Raw genomic sequence first — 19911 nt, 5'->3', positions numbered from 1 at the left:
GAGGCGGAATTATGGTGTCCCGGGGTTTGTATTGCAAGCCCGGAGGACGCCAAAAGCCTGAATGGCCCGCATGCCCGGGCCTTGCACGCGCACGGTCAGCCGAACGCGCTCTGGCACCAGGCCATGATCGGGTTCAATGCCACCGGCAGCAGCGCCAGGCCCAGCGCATTGACGCCCAGCACGACCCCGAGCACGCGGTCGTTGTGCGGCACCAGCGGCGCGCCGGCGGGCTCGTCGAAGTACATGACCTTGACCACCCGCAGGTAGTAGAAGCAGCCGGCAACGGCACTCAGCACGCCCAGCAGCGCCAGCCACAGCAACCCGCCCTGCACCGCCGCGTCGAGCACCGCCAGCTTGATCCAGAAGCCCAGCAGCGGCGGAATCCCGGCCAGCGAGAACATGACGCAGCCCACCAGCAGCGCCATCCACGGGTTGCGTGCGTTCAGGCCCTTGAAGTCATCGATGTTCTCAGCCTCGAAGCCCTGCCGCGACAGCGCGATGATCGCGCCGAAGGCGGCCGTGGACATCAGCGCGTAGACGATGGCGTAGAGCAGCGCCGCCGAGTAGCCGCGCGCATCGCCACCGGCCAGGCCCATCAGCAGGAAGCCGATGTGGGAGACGGTCGAATAGGCCAGCATGCGCTTGATGTTGGTCTGGGCGATGGCCATCAGGTTGCCGACCACCAGCGAGACCGCTGCAAGGCCGGCCAGCAACCACTTCCACTCCGGCGCAAGCGGGCCCACGCCCATCTCCAGCAGGCGCCAGGCCATGCCGAACGCGGCCAGCTTGGGCGCCGAGCTGACGAACAGCGCCACCGGCGCGGTGGCGCCCTGGTACACGTCGGGCAGCCACATGTGGAACGGCGCGGCACCGAGCTTGAAGGCCACGCCGGCAACCATGAACACAGTGCCGGTGAGCAGCAGTGCACGCTCGTCCGAGCCTGCAACGGCCAGCTGGATGCCATCCAGCAACAAGGTGCCGGTGGCGCCGTAGATCAGCGACATGCCGTACAGCAGCAGGCCCGACGCCAGCGAGCCGAGCACGATGTACTTCATCGCCGCTTCGGTGGCCAGGCCGTTGTCGCGGTCGATCGCCACCAGCGCGTAGGAACACAGCGCCAGCAGTTCCAGGCCCAGGTACACGGTGACCAGGCTGCCGGCGGACACCAGCATCATCATGCCGGCGGTGGCAAACAGCACCAGCACGGCCACTTCGCCCTGGTACAGCCCGCGCTCGCGCAGGTAGCTCCAGCCGTAGATCAGGGTCAGTGCACTGATCGGCACCAGTGCCATCTTCATCACGTCCGCCGCGGTGTCGCGCACGAACATGCCGCCGAACACCTCCCCCTGGCCGCCGGTGCCGGTGGCCAGCAGCGCCAGCACCACCGCCATGACCACGATCGACAGGAAGTGGGTCCAGACCTTGTGCCGGGCACTGATGAACAGGTCGGCCATCAGCAGGGCGAAGGCACCGCCGATCATCACCAGCTCCGGCAACAGCGGCAGCAGCTCGGCGGCGGTCGGCATCGCGTAGGACGTGATCATCTTCGGGCAATCCTTACAGCTTGCTGTTGGCGATCTGGGTCGCCAGTTGTGCGATGGTCGGTTCCATCAGGTCGGTCAGCGGCTTGGGCCACACGCCCAGCAGCAGCACGCCGATGGCGAACACGCCCAGCACCAGGGTCTCGCGGCCGCCGATGTCCTTCATCTGCGCCACGTGGGCATTGCCAACCTCGCCGAAGAACACCCGCCGATACAGCCACAAGGTGTAGCCGGCGCCAATCACCAGCGTGGTGGCGGCCAGGAAGGCGATCACCGGGTGCTTCTGGAAGCTGGCCAGGATGATCATGAATTCGCCGATGAAGCCGCTGGTCCCGGGCAGGCCGGCGTTGGCCATGAAGAACAGCATCGCGAACGCGGCAAACCACGGCATCACGTTGGCAACGCCGCCGTAATCGGCAATGCGCCGGCTGTGCAGGCGGTCGTAGAGCACGCCGATGCAGGTGAACATCGCGCCGGACACGAAGCCGTGCGAGACCATCTGCACCATCGCGCCCTGCAGGCCCAGGCGCGCGGCATCGACCGAGCCGAAATCACGCACCAGGGTGAAGGCGATGAAGGTGCCCAGGGTGACGAAGCCCATGTGCGCCACCGAGGAGTACGCCACCAGCTTCTTCATGTCGTCCTGGACCAGGGCGACCAGGCCGACGTACACCACCGCCACCAGCGACAGGGCGATGATCAGCCACGCCCATTCGTGCCCGGCGTCCGGGACGATCGGCAGGTTGAAGCGCAGGAAGCCGTAGCCGCCGATCTTCAGCGCAATGGCCGCCAGGATCACCGAGCCGGCGGTGGGCGCCTCCACGTGAGCGTCCGGCAGCCAGGTGTGCACCGGGAACATCGGCACCTTCACCGCGAAGGCGATGGCCAGGGCGAAGAACACCCAGGTCTGTTCCTTGAGGGTGAGCGGCAGCGCGTACAGGTCGGCCAGCTGGAAGCTGCCGCCCTTCAGGTACAGGTACACCAGGGCCACCAGCATCAGCACCGAGCCCAGGAAGGTGTACAGGAAGAACTTCATTGCCGCGTAGATCCGGCGCGGCCCGCCCCAGACGCCGATGATCAGGAACATCGGGATCAGCATGGCCTCGAAGAACACGTAGAACAGGATCGCGTCGGTGGCCGAGAAGATGCCCACGGTCACGCCCTGCAGGATCAGAAACGACGCCACGTACTGGTGCACCCGCTTGTTCACCACGCCCCAGGCGCCGATCAGCGCCAGCACCCCGACCAGGGTGGTCAGCAGGATCAGCGCCACCGCGATGCCGTCGGCACCGAGGTTGTAGTGGATGTCGAAGGCCGGGATCCAGGCGTGGCGCTCGACGAACTGCATGCCGGGTTCGCTGTAGTCGAACCCGGTCAGCAGCCGCAGGCTGGCCAGGAAGGTGGCAACGGCCACCGCCAGCGACGACCAGCGTGCTGCCGATGCCCGGGCGTTGCCCAGGAACAGGATCAGCGCGCCGCCGATGACCGGCAGCCAGATCAGGACACTCAACAGGTGCGTGTTCGCCACGTCTCGTTCTTCCGTGCAGTCAGTTCATCGCCAGAAACGCATGAGCACGGCCAGCAGTGCGATCAGGCCGACGATCATGGCAAAGGCGTAATGGTAGAGGTAGCCGGACTGGGTCCGGCGCAGCAGCAGCGACGCCAGCTCGATCACCCGCGCGCTGCCGTTCACGAACACGCCGTCGACCAGCCTGCTGTCGATCCAGCGCGATGCGCGGCCCAGGGCCAGGCTGCCCCCGGCGAAGCCGTTGATCCACAGATGGTCGAAGCCGTACTTCTCTTCGAGGACCCGCACCACCGGCGCGAACACGCGGCGCGCGCGGCCGGCCAGGTCCGGCTTCCACAGGTACATCAGCGCGGCCAGCAGCAGGCCAGCCAGGGTCAGCCAGAACGCCGGCATGGTCATGCCGTGCAGCGCATAGCCGACCGGGCCATGCCAGAACTCGCGGCCGACCGCGGCCACGGTGTCGCGCGCCGGGTCGATGAAGTCGATGGCGCCGGTGAAGAACGCCACCGCCTGGCCCGGAACCAGCGCCTCGACATGGTGGCCACGCCAATCGGTGCCGAACAGCATCGGGCCGATGGTGAAGAACCCCACCAGCACCGAGGGAATCGCCAGCAGGACCAGCGGCACGGTGACCACCCATGGCGACTCGTGCGGCTCGTGCGCGCCGTGGTGTGCGTCATCGCCCGCGCCGTGATCGCCTGCATCGTGCGCATCGGCGCCAGCGGCGTGGTCCGCGTGGGCGTGGGCGCCATGTCCATGCGCATTGCGGAAGCGCTCGGGCCCGTGGAAGGTCAGGAACAGCAGGCGGAAGCTGTAGAAGCTGGTGACGATCACGCCGCCCAGCACCGCCCAGTAACCGTAGGTCGCGATCCAGTGGCCGGCACCGTGCGCATGCAGCGCGGCCGCCTCGATGATCGTGTCCTTGGAATAGAAGCCTGACAGGAACGGGGTGCCGACCAGGGCCAGGGTGCCGACCACGCTGGTCCAGTAGGTGACCGGCATGTACTTGCGCAGGCCGCCCATCTTGCGCATGTCCTGCTCGTGGTGCATGCCGATGATCACCGAGCCGGCCGCCAGGAACAGCAGTGCCTTGAAGAAGGCGTGGGTCATCAGGTGGAACACCGCGGCCGAATACGCGGACACGCCCAGGGCCACGGTCATGTAGCCCAGCTGCGACAGGGTCGAATAGGCGACCACGCGCTTGATGTCGTTCTGCACGATGCCGATCAGGCCGGTGAAGAAGGCCGTGGTCGCACCGATGAACAGCACGAAGTTGAGCGCGGTCTGCGACAACTCGAACAGCGGCGACATGCGCGCCACCATGAAGATGCCGGCGGTGACCATGGTCGCGGCGTGGATCAGGGCCGAGATCGGGGTCGGGCCTTCCATCGAATCGGGCAGCCACACGTGCAGCGGCACCTGCGCCGACTTGCCCATCGCGCCGATGAACAGGCACATGCAGATAATGGTGGCCACGCCCCAGGCATGCCCCTCGAAGATGTGTACTTCGGCCCCGCGCAGCAACGGCGCGTTGGCGAACACCGTGGCGTAATCCAGGCTGCCGAACCACAGCATCACCCCGGCGATGCCGAGCACGAAGCCGAAGTCGCCCACGCGGTTGACCATGAACGCCTTCATGTTGGCGAACACCGCACTCGGGCGCTTGAACCAGAATCCGATCAGCAGGTACGAAACCAGGCCCACCGCCTCCCAGCCGAAGAACAGCTGCAGGAAGTTGTTGGCCATCACCAGCATCAGCATGCTGAAGGTGAACAGCGAGATATAGCTGAAGAAGCGCTGATAACCGGGATCCTCGGCCATGTAGCCGATGGTGTAGATGTGCACCAGCAGCGAGACGAAGGTCACCACCACCATCATCATCGCGGTCAGGCGGTCGACCATGAAGCCGACGTGGGCCGAGTACTGCCCCACCTCGAACACGGTGTAGACGTTCTGGTTGAAGGGCGACGCGCCGCCGGCCACCAGCTGGTACAGCACCCAGCACGACAGCACGCAACTGGCCGCCACGCCGAGGATGGTTGCGTACTGCGCGCCCTTGCGGCCGACCTGGCGGCCGAACAGGCCCGCGATGATGCTGCCCAGCAGCGGGGCCAGCACGATCAGCAGCAGGTGGGTTTTGGAGATGATCATGGTGTGCCGTCTAATCCAGTACGTGCCTGTCGGTGCGGGCGCGGGCCCTGGGCCCCGCCTGCGCATGCCACAACTTTCCAGCTCTCGCCGGCGCGCCGCTTGCCGGCGCTCAGCCCTTCAGTGAATCGACCTCGCCGACGTTGATCGTGCCGCGGGTGCGGAACAGCGCGACCAGGATCGCCAGGCCGATGGCCGCCTCCGCGGCGGCCACGGTGAGGATGAAGAACACGAAAATCTGGCCGGCCGCATCGCCCAGCTCGCGCGAGAACGCGACGAAGTTGATGTTGACCGACAACAGCATCAGTTCGACCGACATCAGCAGGACGATGACGTTCTTGCGGTTGAGGAAAATGCCGGCCAGGCTGATGCAGAACAGCACTGCGCCCAGCGCCAGCAGGTGCCCGAGGGTGATGCCTGGCACGATCATGCCTGCTCCTCCCCGTTGCCTTCAGCATGCGGCGCCGGCTTGACCGCCGGCATCGCAACCATGCGCAGCCGGTCGGCGGCGCGGACCCGGGTCTGCGCGGACGGGTTCTGGGTCTTGACCCCTGTGCGCTTGCGCAAGGTGATCGTCACGGCCGCGATCACCGCCACGGTCAGGATCACCGCGGCGAACTCGAAGGGCAGGATGAAATCCGTGAACAGGTGCTCGGCCAGCCAGTGCGTGTTGGAGACATCTGCGGCAGCGGCGGCGGCATTGTCCGGGAACGGCGTGACCGCGCGCGCCTTGACCCCGATCAGCGCCAGCATCTGCACCAGCATGACCACGGCCACCACAACCCCGACCGGCAGGAACCTGACCCAGCCCTCGCGCAATGCGGCCACGTCGATATCCAGCATCATCACCACGAACAGGAACAGCACCATCACCGCACCCACGTACACCAGCACCAGCGCCACGCCAAGGAACTCGGCGCCGACCAGCAGCCACACGCAGGCGATGGAGAAGAAGGTCAGGATCAGGCACAGCACGGCGTTGACCGGGTTGCGCACGCTGATCACGGCGCCGGCCGAGGCGACGGCCACGGCGGCGAAGGCGTAGAAGAGGATCTTGATCCAGTCCATCTCGGGGCCTCAGCGGTAAGGGGCGTCGGCCGCGCGGCGTTCGGCAATCTCCGCCTCGAGGCGGTCGCCGATCGCGAGCAGTTGCGGTTTGGTGACGACGTTTTCCCCGCGCTTCTCGAAGTGGTACTCCAGCACGTGCGTCTCCACGATCGAATCCACCGGGCAGCTTTCCTCGCAGAAGCCGCAGTAGATGCACTTGAACAGGTCGATGTCGTAGCGCGTGGTGCGGCGGGTGCCGTCCTCGCGCCGGGTCGAGTCGATGGTGATGGCCAGCGCCGGGCACACCGCCTCGCACAGCTTGCAGGCGATGCAGCGCTCTTCGCCGTTGGAGTAACGGCGCAGCGCGTGCAGGCCGCGGAAGCGCGGCGACTGCGGGACCTTCTCCATCGGGTACATCATCGTGTACTTGGGACGGAACAGGTACCGCAAGGTCAGCCACAGCCCCTGGATCATCTCCAGCAGCAGCAGGCTCTTGAAGTAATGGACGACTTTGCTCATCTCAGGCGCCCTTCTCGAACACGCCGTAGAACGCCATCAGTGCCGTCACCGCGATCCAGGCGATGGTCAGCGGAATGAACACCTTCCAGCCCAGGCGCATGATCTGGTCATAGCGGTAGCGCGGGAAAGTGGCGCGGAACCAGATGTAGCTGCTGGCAAAGAAGAACATCTTGACCAGCAACCAGGGCCAGCCGCCCTTCCAGACCCAGTCCACCCACGGCGACACGTCGGCCACCACCCAGCCCTGGATCGGGCTCAGCCAGCCGCCGAGGAAGAAGATCGCGATCAGGAAGCTGACCAGGATCATGTTGGCGTACTCGGCCAGGAAGAACAGCGCGAACGCCGAGCCCGAGTACTCCACCATGTGCCCGGCCACGATTTCCGACTCGCCTTCCACCACGTCGAACGGGGCGCGGTTGGTCTCGGCCACGCCCGATACCCAGTACACGACGAACAGCGGCAGCAGCGGCAGCCAGAACCATTCGAAGAAACCGGCATTGCCGGACTGGGCCATGACGATCTCGGTCAGGTTCAGGCTGCCGGCGGCGATCATCACGCCGACCAGGGCAAAGCCCATCGCGATCTCGTAGCTGACCATCTGCGCGGCCGAGCGCATCGCACCGAGAAACGCGTACTTCGAGTTGGACGCCCAGCCGGCGATGATCACCCCGTAGATGCCCAGCGAGGTCATCGCCAGCAGGTACAGCAACCCGGCGTTGGCGTTGGACAGCACCAGCTGGTAGTCGAACGGGATCACCGCCCAGGCGGCGAACGAGGGCGCCAGCACGATCAGCGGCGCCAGGATGTACATCACCTTGTGCGCGCTGGACGGCTGGATGACTTCCTTGAACAGCAGCTTGAACACGTCGGCGAATGCCTGGAACACGCCCATGCCCACGTACATCGGCCCGTGGCGCGCGTGCATCCAGCCGATCAGCTTGCGCTCCCAGACCACGTAGAAGGCCACGGCGATGATCACCGGCATGGCGACGGTGAGGATCTTGAGCACGATCCACAGCGACGGGCCGAGTGCACCCAGGCCGAAGAACCATTCGCGCAGCGGCCCGACCGCGTTGATCAGCAGTTCGTTCATGCCTTCACCACTTCGACCCGGCCTGCACCCAGGGGTGCGGTGGCGCCATGGCCGCCCTCGATCCAGGCCGCGCCGGCGGCCACCCGTGCATCCACTTCCACCGGCAGGGCCGCGGTCCCCGCGGCGCCACGGACCTTGGCCATCGCACCATCGGCCAGGCCGGCAGCGGCGGCGTCGGCCGGGTTGAGGGCGATGCGCGGCGCGATGTTGAGCGGATGCGCCTGCAGCGCGGCAGCACGACGCACCACCGCATCGGTGCGGTAGATCGCCGGCACCAGGGCCAGCTCCAGGCCGCCATCGCCGGCCATGCCGGCGGCGCCGGCCTTGACCGTGACACTACGCCCGCCTTGCAGCTGCGCGCGCGCGCCGGCCAGGTCGGTGAACCCGAAGCCGGCCAGTTCGAGCATGCCGCCCAGCGCACGCAGCACGCGCCAGCCCTCGCGCGCCTGGCCCGGCAGCTTGCCGGCAGCGCGTGCGGCCTGGGCAACGCCATCGAGGTTGGTCAGGGTGGCCTCGAGCTCCGGCAGCGCACCAACCGGCAGGATCACGTCGGCCACCTGGCGGGTGGACTCGCAGGCGAACTGGCTGAACGCGACCACCTTGGCTGCATCAAGTGCCTTCAGCGCGGTCGCCGTGTCGGCGAAATCCAGGCCCGGCTCGATCCCGTACAGGACATAGGCGGCCCGCGGCTCGGCAATCATGGCAGCGGCATCGCGCGCGGCCGGCAGTACGCCGGCATGGACCAGGCCCACGGCGTTGGCACCCTGCGGAATGCGGCACAGGGCCGCACCGGTGGCGGCGGCGAATGCACGCGCAGCGGCGCGGATCGCGGCGGCCTGCGGATGGTTCTCGGCAATGGCGCCGACAATCAGCACCAGGCGCCCGGCATCCTTCACCGCCTCGCGCAATGCCGCGTCGTCCAGTGCCCCGGCAAAGCCCGACGGCGGCACGATCTGGCGGCCGGCCAGCTCGAAGGTGAAGTCGAAATCGACCGGGTTGACCACGTGGATGCGGGTGCCGTGCTTGATCTGCGCCTTGCGCAGGCGCGCATGCAGCAGCGGCAACTCGTGGCGGATGTTGCTACCCAGCACCACCACCGCATCGGCCTGCTCGATTTCGGCAAGCGGCAGCGCGAACGGCTCGGCCACGGCGGCGTCGGAGAAATCACGGTTGCCGATGCGGTGGTCGAGATTGCCGGTGCCCAGGCCATCGGCCAGCAGCGCCAGCAGCCCGCCCTCCTCGTTGGACGTGGCCGGGTGGGCCAGCACGCCCAATGCGTCGCCACGGTGCGCGCGCAGGATCCCGGCCGCGGCCTCGAGGGCCTCATCCCAGGATGCCTCGCGCCACTGGCCATCGACCTTGAGCTGCGGCACCACTGCGCGGTCGGCCGCTTCCAGGCCCTGGTGCGAGTAGCGGTCGCGGTCGGACAACCAGCACTCGTTCACCGCTTCGTTCTCGCGCGGCACGGTGCGCAGCACCTCGCCCCGGCGGGTATGCAGGAACAGGTTGGAACCCATCGGGTCGTGGTAGCCCAGCGACTCCTTCGCGATCAGCTCCCACGGCCGGGCGCGGAACTGGAACACCTTGTTGGTCAGCGCGCCCACCGGGCACACGTCGATGACGTTGCCCGACAGCTCGGTGGTCAGCGGCTTGCCGTCATAGGTGCCGATCTGCAACTGCTCGCCGCGGTACATGCCGCCCAGCTCGTAGGTGCCGGCGATCTCGCCGGTCACGCGGATGCAGCGGGTGCAATGGATGCACCGGGTCATTTCGGTGGCGACCAGCGGACCGAGGTCCTCGTCCGGCACCACGCGCTTGCGCTCGACGAAACGGCTGACCGAGCGGCCGTAGCCCAACGACAGGTCCTGCAGCTCGCACTCGCCGCCCTGGTCGCAGACCGGGCAATCGAGCGGATGGTTGATCAGCAGGAACTCCATCACGTTGCGCTGGGCCTTGAGCGCCTTGTCGTTGCGGGTGAAGACCTTCAGCCCGTCCATGACCGGCGTTGCACAGGCCGGCGACGGCTTGGGCGCGGCGCGGCCACCGACCTCGGTGTCGACCAGGCACATGCGGCAGTTGGCGGCGATCGCCAGCTTCTCGTGATAGCAGAAGCGCGGGATCGGGATGCCGGCCTTGTCCGCGGCCTGGATGATCATCGAGCCCTTGGGCACGGCCAGCTCCACCTCATCGATGAAGATGGTGACCTGGTCCGGCGGCAGGTTCGGATTAACCGGTTGGGCGCTCATGCGGCGACACCCTGGCAGAAAGCGGGAACGCCCCTCGAGTCGAAGGGCTGGACGCGCACGCGCGCGGCGTGTCCGGGGAGCTGGAAGGATGCGGCGCTCATGCGGGTACCTCCTCGCCGGAACGGACCACCCTGCCGTCGCGTTCGTCGTCGACCAGGAAGCGCTTGTTGACGATGGCGTATTCGAACTCATGCCAGTAATGGCGCAGGAAGCCCTGCACCGGCCATGCAGCCGCTTCGCCGAAGGCGCAGATGGTGTGGCCCTCGATCTGTCCGGCGGCCGCGCGCAGGGTGTGCAGGTCCTCCACGGTGGCCTTGTGCTCGACCACGCGGCTGATCATGCGGTACATCCAGCCGGTGCCCTCGCGGCATGGCGTGCACTGGCCGCAGCTTTCCTGGTAGTAGAACCGGGCGATGCGCTGGCAGGCGCGAACCATGCAGGCGGTGTGGTCCATGACGATCACCGCGCCCGAACCCAGGCCGGAGCCGGCCTTCTGGATCGCGTCGTAATCCATGGTCAGGCCCATCATGGTCTGGCCCGGCAGCACCGGCATCGACGAACCGCCCGGGATCACGCCCTTGATGCGGTTGCCGTTGCGGATGCCACCGGCCATCTCCAGCAACTCGGAGAACGGCGTGCCCAGGCGGATCTCGTAGTTGCCCGGCCGGTTCACGTGGCCGGACACCGAGAAGATCTTGCAGCCGCCGTTGTTGGGCTTGCCCAGGTTCATGAACCACTCGGCGCCGTTGCGCACGATCGCCGGCACCGAGGCATAGGTCTCGGTGTTGTTGATCGTGGTCGGCTTGCCGTACAGGCCGAAATTGGCCGGGAACGGCGGCTTGTAGCGCGGCTGGCCCTTCTTGCCTTCCAGCGACTCCATCAGCGCGGTTTCTTCGCCACAGATGTAGGCGCCCGCACCCAGCGCGTTGTAGATGTCGATGTCGATGCCCGAGCCCAGGATGTCCTTGCCCAGCCAGCCGTTGGCATAGGCCTCGGCAGTGGCTTCTTCCAGGTGCTCGAAGGGCTCGTGGTGGAACTCGCCGCGCAGGTAGTTGTAGCCCACGGTCGAACCGGTGGCATAGCAGGCGATGGCCATGCCCTCGATCACCGAGTGCGGGTTGTAGCGCAGGATGTCGCGGTCCTTGCAGGTGCCCGGCTCCGATTCGTCGGAGTTGCAGAGGATGTACTTCTGCATGTCGCCCTTGGGCATGAAGCTCCACTTCAGGCCGGTGGGGAAGCCTGCGCCGCCGCGGCCGCGCAGGCCGGACTGCTTGACCATCTCGATCACGTCGGCCGGCGGGATCTTCTCGGTGAGGATCCTGCGCAGCGCCTGGTAGCCGCCGGTCTTGAGGTAGTTCTCGTACGACCACGGCTTGTCGAAGTGCAGCGTCGTGTAGACCGCCTGGTGCTCCTTCGGGGCCGGGCCGACCGGGCCGTAGCCCTCGGAAACCTTGGGGGTGTGGTGTGCCATCTGCGCCGGCCTCACTTCAATCCGTCGAGCAGCTCGTCCACCTTCTCGGGGGTGAGCTTCTCGTGGTAATGGCCGTTGATCACGACCACCGGGGCGCCGCAGCACGCGGCCACGCATTCTTCCTCGCGCTTGAGGTAGACGCGGCCGTCGGCGGTGGACTCGCCCAGCTGGCAGCCCAGCTTCTTCTCGGCGTGCGCGACCAGGTCCTGGGCGCCGTTGAGCCAGCAGCTGATGTTGGTGCAGAAGGCGACGTTGTTGCGGCCGACCTTCTGGACCTCGAACATCGAGTAGAACGTGGCGACCTCATAGGCCCACACCGGCGGGATGCCCAGGTAGCCGGCCACCGCGGCGATCAGTTCGTCGCTGAGCCAGCCACCATTCTGCTCCTGGGCCGCGTGCAGCGCCTGGATCACCGCCGAGCGCTTGCGGTCGGGCGGGAACTTGCCCAGCCAGTGGTCGATGTGCGCGCGGGTCGCATCGCTGAGCACGACCTGCGGGTCGACGTTGCGCGCATTCTCGAAGTTACCGGTGGCCTTCATCGATCCACCTCGCCAAACACAAGATCATAGGTACCGATCATCGCCGCCACGTCCGACAACATGTGCCCGCGCACGATCTCGTCCATCGTGGACAGGTGCGCGAAGCCGGGAGCGCGCAGGTGCACGCGGAAAGGCTTGTTGGCGCCGTCGGAGACCAGGTAGCAGCCGAACTCGCCCTTGGGCGCCTCGACCGCGGCATAGGTCTCGCCGGCCGGCACGCAATAGCCTTCGGAGAACAGCTTGAAGTGGTGGATCAGCGCTTCCATGTCGTTCTTCATCTCCTCGCGGGAAGGAGGAGCGACCTTGAAGTTCTGCACCATCACCGGACCCGGGTTGGCCTTCAGCCACTCCACGCACTGGGCGATGATCCGGTTGGACTGGCGCATCTCGGCCACGCGCACCAGGTAGCGGTCGTAGCAGTCGCCTTCCTTGCCCACGGGGATGTCGAAGTCCACCGCGTCGTACTTTGCATACGGCTGCTTCTTGCGCAGGTCCCACTCGATGCCCGAACCACGCAGCATCGGGCCGGTCATGCCCAGCGACAGCGCCTGCTCGGGCGTGACCACGCCGATCCCGACCGTGCGCTGCTTCCAGATGCGGTTGTCGGTCAGCAGGGTCTCGTACTCGTCCACCCGCTTGGGGAACTCGCGGGTGAAGTTTTCCAGGTAGTCCAGCAGCGAGCCTTCGCGCGCCTCGTTGAAGCGCTTGAGCCGGGTGCCCTTGGTCCAGGGCGACTCGCGGTACTTGGGCATCCGCTCCGGCAGGTCGCGGTAGACGCCGCCGGGGCGGTAGTAGGTCGCGTGCATGCGCGCCCCGCTCACCGCCTCGTACACGTCCATCAGCTCCTCGCGCTCGCGGAAGGAGTACAGGAACACCGCCATCGCGCCCAGGTCCAGGCCGTTGGAACCGATCCACATCAGGTGGTTCAGGACCCGGGTCACCTCGTCGAACAAGGTGCGGATGTACTGCGCCCGCTCCGGCGCCCGGATGCCCATCAGGTTCTCGATGGCGAGCACGTAGGCATGCTCGTTGCACATCATCGACACGTAGTCCAGTCGGTCCATGTAGCCGATCGACTGGTTGAACGGCTTGGACTCGGCGAGCTTCTCGGTGCCGCGGTGGAGCAGGCCCACGTGCGGGTCGGCGCGGACGATGGTCTCGCCGTCCATCTCCAGGATCAGGCGCAGCACGCCATGCGCGGCCGGGTGCTGCGGGCCGAAGTTCATCGTGTAGTTGCGGATCTCCTGCCGGGGCGCGGCGGGATTGGCCGCCGGCTCGCCGGCCGGGCGGATCGTGGAATCGGGATTCATCCGGGCGCTCACTTGGCGGCCTCCCGTTGCACATCTTCGGCGGCTGCGGCCTGGTAACGCGCGTCGTCGCGGATCACGCGCGGCACGCCGACGCGCGGCTCCACCGAGGTGACCGGCTCGTAGATCACGCGCTTGCGCTCCTCGTCGTAGCGCACCTCGACGTTGCCGATCAGCGGGAAGTCCTTGCGGAACGGGTGGCCGACGAAGCCATAGTCGGTGAGCAGGCGGCGCAGGTCCGGGTGGCCTTCGAACACGATGCCGTACAGGTCGAAGGCCTCGCGCTCGAACCAGTTGACGCCCGGCCAGATGCCGGTCAGCGACGGCAGCGCCGGCAATACGTCGTCCAGCGCGAAGCAGCGCAGGCGCAGGCGCCGGTTGTGCGCGTAGGACAGCAGGTGGACCACGGCGGCGAAGCGGCGCTCGGGCACCAGGGTGGGCTCGATGCTGCCGGCGCCCTGCTCGCTCGGGCGCTCACCCCAGGCGAAGCGCCCGGTCCCCTTGCCTTCCACGCCGCGGCTGAAGCCGCCGGACGACACGTCGTCGGTATCCCACTCGTCGCTTCCGAACCCCATGTAGTCGATGCCGCACAGGTCGGTGAGCTGCTCGAAGCCGAACTCGTCGCGCAGCGCGCGGCAGGTGTCCAGCCAATCGATGGAGCCGGCCTCGAGGGTGATCTGGCCGCGGGATCCGTCCACGGCGACCTGGGCGCTGGGAAAGCGCTCGCGCAGGCGTTGGGCGAAGGTGGCAACTGGCTCGGCCATGGGGATTGGCGTTTCCGTCGGTGATGCGCCGTGGTGGCGCGGTGGATCGGGGAGGGATCAGCGGGCGATCGTGTTGGTGTTTTTGGCCACCGTCTGGGTCCGCCAGATCTTCTTCTGCAGTTGCAGGATTCCGTAGACCAGGGCCTCGGCCGTGGGCGGGCAGCCGGGCACGTAGATGTCCACCGGCACGATGCGGTCGCAGCCGCGCACCACCGAGTACGAGTAGTGGTAGTAGCCACCGCCATTGGCGCAACTGCCCATGGAGATGACCCACTTCGGGTCCGGCATCTGGTCGTAGACCTTGCGCAGCGCCGGGGCCATCTTGTTGACCAGGGTGCCGGCCACGATCATCACGTCCGACTGGCGCGGCGACGGGCGGAACACCACGCCGTAGCGGTCCAGGTCCACGCGCGCGGCGCCGGCGTGCATCATTTCCACCGCGCAGCAGGCCAGGCCGAAGGTCACCGGCCACATCGAGCCGGTCCGCGCCCAGTTGACCAGCGCGTCGACGCTGGTGGTGACGTAGCCCTTGTCCAGCAGCGGGTTGTCACCCTCGGGCCGGAGGATGTCGTCCACCCGCCCTTCCGGGATCGGGTTGGTCATCAGCCGGTCGATGGTCTGGATCACTCCCATTCGAGCGCTCCCTTCTTCCACACGTAGATGAAGCCGAGGAACAGCATCCCGACGAACAGGCCCATGGTGACCAGCGCACGCGGCCCCAGATCCTGGAACACGAGGGTCCACGGCACGATGAAGATGATTTCCAGGTCGAAGACGATGAACTGGATGGCGATGAGGTAGTAGCGCACGTCGAACTTCATGCGCGCGTCCTCGAATGCCTCGAAGCCGCACTCGTAGGGCGACAGCTTCTGCGCATCCGGACGGTGCGGCCCGAGCACCCGGCCAACGATGATCAGCGCGATGCCGATGCCGGTGGCCACGATCAGGAACAACAGGGTCGGCAGGTAATGGGCCAGCACGTGCGTTCTCTCTTGCCTCTGCCCGGCGTGCCGGGCTTGGGTTCCGCGATGGCCGCGGAGCGACCGCCGCATGGTCGGGGCCGGAGCCGGTGAGGACTCCTGCACGCCACGCACGCGACGGTGGATGCCACGCTGCCCAAGCGATGTTGCGCAGCAGCGGAATTGTAGCGGTTGGCCGGCACACTAGTAAACGCTCGCCCCGGCTTTCCGGGCACGAAAACACCATGATCGTGCGTGCGCGCACGAAAAAGGGCGCCAATGGCGCCCTGATCGCGCCAGGCAGCGGGGAAACCCGCGCCGCCTGGATGTGTTGGTGCCCAAGAGGGGACTCGAACCCCTACGACTCTCGTCGCTACCACCTCAAGGTAGTGCGTCTACCAATTCCGCCACCTGGGCAAGTCTGGACCGCGCCGGCGTGTGCCGCGGCGGCGCATTGTACGGCCTACTGCGCCGGCGGCGCAGCCTCTGCAGGCGACGGTACGGCGGCCGGCACTTCCGGGGCTGCCGGCGGCGGGGCCGGCATCTCGCCCGGCGCGGGCACCGGCGAGGTGGCGGACGGGGCCGGGGCCTCCGCCTGCGACATCACGCCCAGGTCCTGCTGGACCTCCGGATGGGAGCTGCGGATGGCATGCCAGGCCATGAACAGGCTGATGCCGAAGAAGGCCACCGCCAGCCACTTGGTGGTCTTGGTCATGAAACTGGACGCGCCGCGCGCACCGAACACGGTGCCCGAGGCGCCGGCACCGAAGCCGGAGCCGGCGGCCGCGCCGGCACCGCGCTGGAGCAGGACCAGCACGATCATGGCGATCGACACCAGCAGGTACAACACGTTGAGGATCAACATCAGCATCGTCTTGGATCTCGACTACCGGGGCGGTGCGACCGCCCGGACAATGGCCAGGAAGTCCGCGGCCACCAGCGAGGCACCGCCGATCAGCCCGCCGTCCACGTCCGGCTGCGCGCATAGCGGGCCGGCGTTGTCGGGCTTCACGCTGCCACCGTGCAGGATCGGCAGGGAATCGGCGATTCTAGCATCCAGCCTGGCGATCTGGCGACGGATAAAGGCATGTGCGGCCTGGGCCTGCTCCGGGCTGGCGGTCCGGCCGGTGCCGATGGCCCACACCGGCTCGTAGGAAATCATTGCGCTGGCGAAACCTTCCGCCCCGACCAGGTCCAGCACCGGCTGCAACTGCTCCAGGATCACCTCTTCGGTGCGCCCGCCCTCGCGATGCTCGAGCTGCTCGCCCAGGCACAGGATCGGGCGCAGCCCCGCCTCCACGGCAGCGCGGAACTTCTGCGCCACCAGGGCATTGCCCTCGCCGTGGTAGCGGCGGCGCTCGGAGTGGCCGACCAGGCCGTAGGTCGCGCCCACGTCCACCAACATCGAGGCCGACACCTCGCCGGTATAGGCGCCCTGGCTGTTGCAGCTCACGTCCTGGGCACCGAAGGTCAGCGCGGAGCCCTCGAAATCCTCGATCAGGTCGCCCAGATACGGCAACGGCGGCAGGATCACCACGTCCACGCCGGGCGCAGCACCCGCAGCGATCTCGGCGACCAGCCCGGTGGCGAACGCACGCGTGCCGTGCAGCTTCCAGTTGCCCGCGACCACCCTGCGGCGCATGCAGTACTCCAATGCTTGTTTGCGCGACAGGATAGTGGCGGCCGCGCAAAGCCGCGAGTGCAGGATGCAGGAAAACCGCTCAGGCCGCGGCCAGGCGCACCGCGTCGGCCAGTTGCGCCAGGGTCGCCTGGACCAGGGCCGGATCGTCGGCTTCCACCGTGACCCGCACCACCGGCTCGGTGCCGGACGGACGCAGGAATGCCCGCCCCCTGCCCTGCACCGCCGCCTGTGCCTGCGCCAGTGCGTGGCGCACGCCGTCGGCTTCGACCACGGCCTTGGCCGGAGCGCCGTCGGCCAGGCGTACGTTGACCGTCTGCTGCGGCAGCATCGCCAGCCCGTCCAGCGCCTGGCGCAGGGTCTGGCCGGACCGGTGCAGCACATCCAGTACCTGCAGGGCACTGACGATGGCATCGCCGGTGGTGGCCCGGTCCAGGCACAGCAGATGGCCGGAGGCCTCGCCGCCGAGCACGCCGCCGCCCTCCACCAGCGCCTGGTGGACATAGCGGTCGCCTACCCGGGCGCGCTGGAAGGCGATGCCGGACTGGCCCAGCGCCTGCTCCAGGCCATAGTTGGTCATCAGGGTACCGACCACCGGCCCGCGCAGGCGGCCACTGGCCTGCCAGTCGCGTGCCAGCACGTACAGCAGGCCATCGCCATCGACGGGCTGGCCGTGGTCATCGACCATCAACACCCGGTCGCCATCGCCATCGAAGGCGATCCCCAGTTCGGCACCGGCTTCGCGCACCCTGGCCGCGAGGTTGTCGATGTGCATCGAGCCCACGCCGGCGTTGATGTTGACCCCGTCCGGCGCAGCGCCGATGGCGGTCACCTGCGCGCCCAGCTCGCGGAACAGCAACGGGGCGATGTGGTAGGTGGCCCCATGCGCGCAGTCCAGCACCACGTTCAGCCCGCGCAGGTCGAAATCGCGCGGCACCGAGGCCTTGCAGAACTCGATGTAGCGGCCGACCGCGTCGCGTGCGCGCACCACCTTGCCCAGGCGCTCGGAATCCACCGTGGCGAAGGGCGCATCCAGCGCGGCCTCGATCGCCAGCTCGGTGGCATCGTCCAGCTTCTCGCCCTCGGCGGAAAAGAACTTGATGCCGTTGTCGTAGTGCGGGTTGTGCGAGGCGCTGATGACGATGCCTGCATCCGCGCCCAGGGTGCGGGTGAGGAAGGCGACCGCCGGAGTGGGCATCGGGCCCAGCATCTGCACGTTGGCCCCGGCGGCGACCAGGCCGGCCTCGAGCGCGGCCTCGAACATGTAGCCGGAGATCCGGGTGTCCTTGCCGATGACCACCGTGGGGCGGCCTTCGCGCGACGCGGACAGCACCCGGCCCAACGCATTGCCCAGGCGCAGGACGAAGTCAGCCGAGATCGGGGCCTTCCCGACCGGGCCGCGGATGCCGTCGGTCCCGAACCAGCGCCGGGTGCCGCTCATGCTGCGTCCAGGGAGTCGCCGTCTTCCGGCTGCGGCTGGCGCATCAGCAGGGCCAGCAGCGTGGCCAGGCGGTCGCGCAGCTCGCGGCGGTCGCAGATCTGGTCGATGGCGCCATGCTCGAGCAGGAACTCCGAGCGCTGGAACCCTTCCGGCAGCTTCTCGCGCACCGTCTGCTCGATCACCCGCGGGCCGGCAAAGCCGATCTGCGCCTCCGGCTCGGCGATGTTCAGGTCACCCAGCATGGCCAGGCTGGCCGACACGCCGCCGGTGGTGGGATGGGTCAGCACCGAGATGTACGGGATGCCGGCGTCGCGCAGGCGCGCCAGTACCGCCGAGGTCTTGGCCATCTGCATCAGCGACAGCAGGCTCTCCTGCATCCGCGCACCGCCGCTGGCGGAGAAATTGACGAACGGGGCACCGATGTCCAGCGCACGCTCGCCGGCGAGGGTGAACTTCTCGCCTACCACCGACCCCATCGAGCCGCCCATGTAGGCGAAATCGAAGGCGCTTGCGACCAGCGGCCGGCCCTTGAGCCGGCCCTCCATCGCCACCATCGCATCGAACTCGCCGGTCGCCTTCTGGGTGGCCTTGATCCGGTCCACGTAGCGCTTGGAATCCCTGAACTTCAGTACGTCGGTCGGCGCCAGGGTGGCCGCGATCTCGGTGGTGCTGCCCGGGTCGAACAACGAGGCCAGGCGCGCACGGGCACGGATCGGCCGGTGGTGGGCGCACTTGGGGCAGACCTCGAGGTTCTCCTCCAGCTCCGGGCGATACAGCACCGCGCCGCAACGGTCGCACTTCTCCCACAGGCCTTCGGGGACGTTGCGCTTGCGGCTCGCGCCGGAATCGGTGCGGATGCCGGAGGGCATCAGTTTGCTGAGCCAGCTCATTCGCGGATGTCTGTTCCGTTGGGGGCCGTTGCCGGCCGGAAGGGCCGACAGTCTAGCTCAGCCGTGCACCGCTCCTGTAGGCACCGGCGCACCCACGCTGGCCGTGCATGGCCGTGCCCGCCGGCCCGTGCATGCGCGCCGGCAGGCGCCGGCGTGGCGGCCGGCACAATCCATACCATCGCGCATGGTAGGCTCGGCCCTCCCCACCGGACCGCTCCGCATGAAGGCATCCACCCTGCGCCTGGGCATGAACCTGTGGCCGCCCTACCTGGTCTGCGGCATCCATGTCACCCGGCTCAGCGACGACTGGCGCCAGGCCCGGGTGGAACTGCGCATGCGGCCGTGGAACCGCAACTACGTGGGCACGCATTTCGGCGGCAGCCTGTTCGCCATGAGCGATCCGTTCTGGATGTTGTTGCTGATGCACCGGCTGGGCAGCGATTACTACGTGTGGGACCAGGCAGCGGAGATCACGTTCGTCAAACCCGGGCACGGCACGGTCTGGACCACCTTCGAGGTCGACGATGCCATCGTGGCCAGGATCCGTGCCGCCACCGCCGCCGGCGACAAGCACCTGCAGTGGTTCGACAACGAGGTGCTGGACGCGGACGGCGAGGTCGTGGCGCGGGTACGCAAGCAGGTCTACGTGCGACGCAAGCCACACCGGCGGCCGGACCCGCCCGCGCACACCGCCGGTGGCCGATCCGGGCGCTGACCGGCGGCCCTGCCCCGGCATGCGCGCAGTACACCGGCACCCAAGCAGGCACCGGCGCAGGCGT

Annotated in this window: 19 protein-coding genes and 1 tRNA gene; 1 reads left to right on the top strand and 19 read right to left on the bottom strand. The window is 67.7% G+C overall.

Going from position 1 to position 19911, the window contains the following annotated elements:
* Window positions 1–95: 95 nt before the first annotated feature.
* From nuoN to accD, 19 genes are all read right to left on the bottom strand, one after another.
* On the bottom strand, window positions 96–1544 hold the full coding sequence (nuoN, locus tag ACEJ41_RS05565; protein WP_374013796.1) for an NADH-quinone oxidoreductase subunit NuoN: 1449 nt from the start codon (window positions 1542–1544) through the stop codon (window positions 96–98).
* A gap of 13 nt (window positions 1545–1557) precedes the next feature.
* On the bottom strand, window positions 1558–3069 hold the full coding sequence (locus tag ACEJ41_RS05560) for an NADH-quinone oxidoreductase subunit M (protein WP_374013795.1): 1512 nt from the start codon (window positions 3067–3069) through the stop codon (window positions 1558–1560).
* A 24-nt stretch (window positions 3070–3093) separates the two neighbouring features.
* Window positions 3094–5220 carry an NADH-quinone oxidoreductase subunit L gene (nuoL, locus tag ACEJ41_RS05555; RefSeq protein ID WP_374013794.1) on the bottom strand — a complete coding sequence of 709 codons (2127 nt, stop codon included), beginning with the start codon at window positions 5218–5220 and terminating at the stop codon, window positions 3094–3096.
* 109 nt (window positions 5221–5329) lie between these two features.
* Window positions 5330–5647, bottom strand: a complete 318-nt coding sequence (nuoK, locus tag ACEJ41_RS05550) for an NADH-quinone oxidoreductase subunit NuoK (RefSeq protein ID WP_374013793.1) — start codon at window positions 5645–5647, stop codon at window positions 5330–5332.
* Window positions 5644–6285 carry an NADH-quinone oxidoreductase subunit J gene (locus ACEJ41_RS05545; protein ID WP_374013792.1) on the bottom strand — a complete coding sequence of 214 codons (642 nt, stop codon included), beginning with the start codon at window positions 6283–6285 and terminating at the stop codon, window positions 5644–5646. Before ACEJ41_RS05545 ends, nuoK begins: the two co-directional genes overlap by 4 nt.
* Window positions 6286–6294: 9 nt before the next feature.
* Window positions 6295–6783, bottom strand: a complete 489-nt coding sequence (nuoI, locus tag ACEJ41_RS05540) for an NADH-quinone oxidoreductase subunit NuoI (RefSeq protein ID WP_374013791.1) — start codon at window positions 6781–6783, stop codon at window positions 6295–6297.
* A gap of 1 nt (window position 6784) precedes the next feature.
* Window positions 6785–7876, bottom strand: coding sequence for an NADH-quinone oxidoreductase subunit NuoH (nuoH, locus tag ACEJ41_RS05535; protein WP_374013790.1), 1092 nt, complete (start codon window positions 7874–7876; stop codon window positions 6785–6787).
* A complete protein-coding gene (gene nuoG / locus ACEJ41_RS05530) occupies window positions 7873–10122 on the bottom strand; it encodes an NADH-quinone oxidoreductase subunit NuoG (RefSeq protein WP_374013789.1) in 2250 nt (749 codons plus the stop codon). The genes nuoH and nuoG overlap by 4 nt, the downstream gene beginning before the upstream one ends.
* Before the next feature lie 97 nt (window positions 10123–10219).
* A complete protein-coding gene (nuoF, locus tag ACEJ41_RS05525; RefSeq protein WP_374013788.1) occupies window positions 10220–11593 on the bottom strand; it encodes an NADH-quinone oxidoreductase subunit NuoF in 1374 nt (457 codons plus the stop codon).
* An 11-nt stretch (window positions 11594–11604) separates the two neighbouring features.
* Window positions 11605–12132 (bottom strand): NADH-quinone oxidoreductase subunit NuoE, encoded by a 528-nt coding sequence (gene nuoE / locus ACEJ41_RS05520; RefSeq protein WP_374013787.1) that lies wholly within the window; start codon window positions 12130–12132, stop codon window positions 11605–11607.
* A complete protein-coding gene (locus tag ACEJ41_RS05515) occupies window positions 12129–13442 on the bottom strand; it encodes an NADH-quinone oxidoreductase subunit D (RefSeq protein WP_374013786.1) in 1314 nt (437 codons plus the stop codon). The genes nuoE and ACEJ41_RS05515 overlap by 4 nt, the downstream gene beginning before the upstream one ends.
* An 8-nt stretch (window positions 13443–13450) precedes the next feature.
* The gene (locus ACEJ41_RS05510) at window positions 13451–14203 is read right to left on the bottom strand and encodes an NADH-quinone oxidoreductase subunit C (RefSeq protein WP_374013785.1); all 753 of its coding nucleotides are present in this window, start codon (window positions 14201–14203) and stop codon (window positions 13451–13453) included.
* Between the two features lie 57 nt (window positions 14204–14260).
* Window positions 14261–14836 (bottom strand): NADH-quinone oxidoreductase subunit B family protein, encoded by a 576-nt coding sequence (locus ACEJ41_RS05505; protein ID WP_374013784.1) that lies wholly within the window; start codon window positions 14834–14836, stop codon window positions 14261–14263.
* Window positions 14827–15183, bottom strand: coding sequence for an NADH-quinone oxidoreductase subunit A (locus ACEJ41_RS05500; protein ID WP_374013783.1), 357 nt, complete (start codon window positions 15181–15183; stop codon window positions 14827–14829). Before ACEJ41_RS05500 ends, ACEJ41_RS05505 begins: the two co-directional genes overlap by 10 nt.
* A 311-nt stretch (window positions 15184–15494) precedes the next feature.
* Window positions 15495–15579: transfer RNA gene (locus tag ACEJ41_RS05495), tRNA-Leu, on the bottom strand.
* A 46-nt stretch (window positions 15580–15625) separates the two neighbouring features.
* A complete protein-coding gene (gene secG / locus ACEJ41_RS05490) occupies window positions 15626–16033 on the bottom strand; it encodes a preprotein translocase subunit SecG (protein WP_374013782.1) in 408 nt (135 codons plus the stop codon).
* Between the two features lie 15 nt (window positions 16034–16048).
* Window positions 16049–16804 carry a triose-phosphate isomerase gene (tpiA, locus tag ACEJ41_RS05485; RefSeq protein WP_374013781.1) on the bottom strand — a complete coding sequence of 252 codons (756 nt, stop codon included), beginning with the start codon at window positions 16802–16804 and terminating at the stop codon, window positions 16049–16051.
* Between the two features lie 79 nt (window positions 16805–16883).
* Entirely contained in the window at window positions 16884–18242 is a 1359-nt protein-coding gene (glmM, locus tag ACEJ41_RS05480; protein WP_374013780.1) for a phosphoglucosamine mutase, read from the bottom strand.
* Entirely contained in the window at window positions 18239–19132 is an 894-nt protein-coding gene (gene accD / locus ACEJ41_RS05475) for an acetyl-CoA carboxylase, carboxyltransferase subunit beta (RefSeq protein WP_374013779.1), read from the bottom strand. The genes glmM and accD overlap by 4 nt, the downstream gene beginning before the upstream one ends.
* Before the next feature lie 220 nt (window positions 19133–19352).
* On the opposite strand from accD, the gene ACEJ41_RS05470 reads away from it, so the two are divergent.
* A complete protein-coding gene (locus ACEJ41_RS05470; protein WP_374013778.1) occupies window positions 19353–19847 on the top strand; it encodes a DUF4442 domain-containing protein in 495 nt (164 codons plus the stop codon).
* Window positions 19848–19911: the final 64 nt, after the last annotated feature.

Source organism: Pseudoxanthomonas koreensis (assembly GCF_041890415.1).
Classification (GTDB): Bacteria; Pseudomonadota; Gammaproteobacteria; order Xanthomonadales; family Xanthomonadaceae; genus Pseudoxanthomonas; species Pseudoxanthomonas koreensis_A.
Note: the sequence above shows the minus strand (reverse complement) of the source record. Positions and strands in the feature narration are given on the sequence as shown.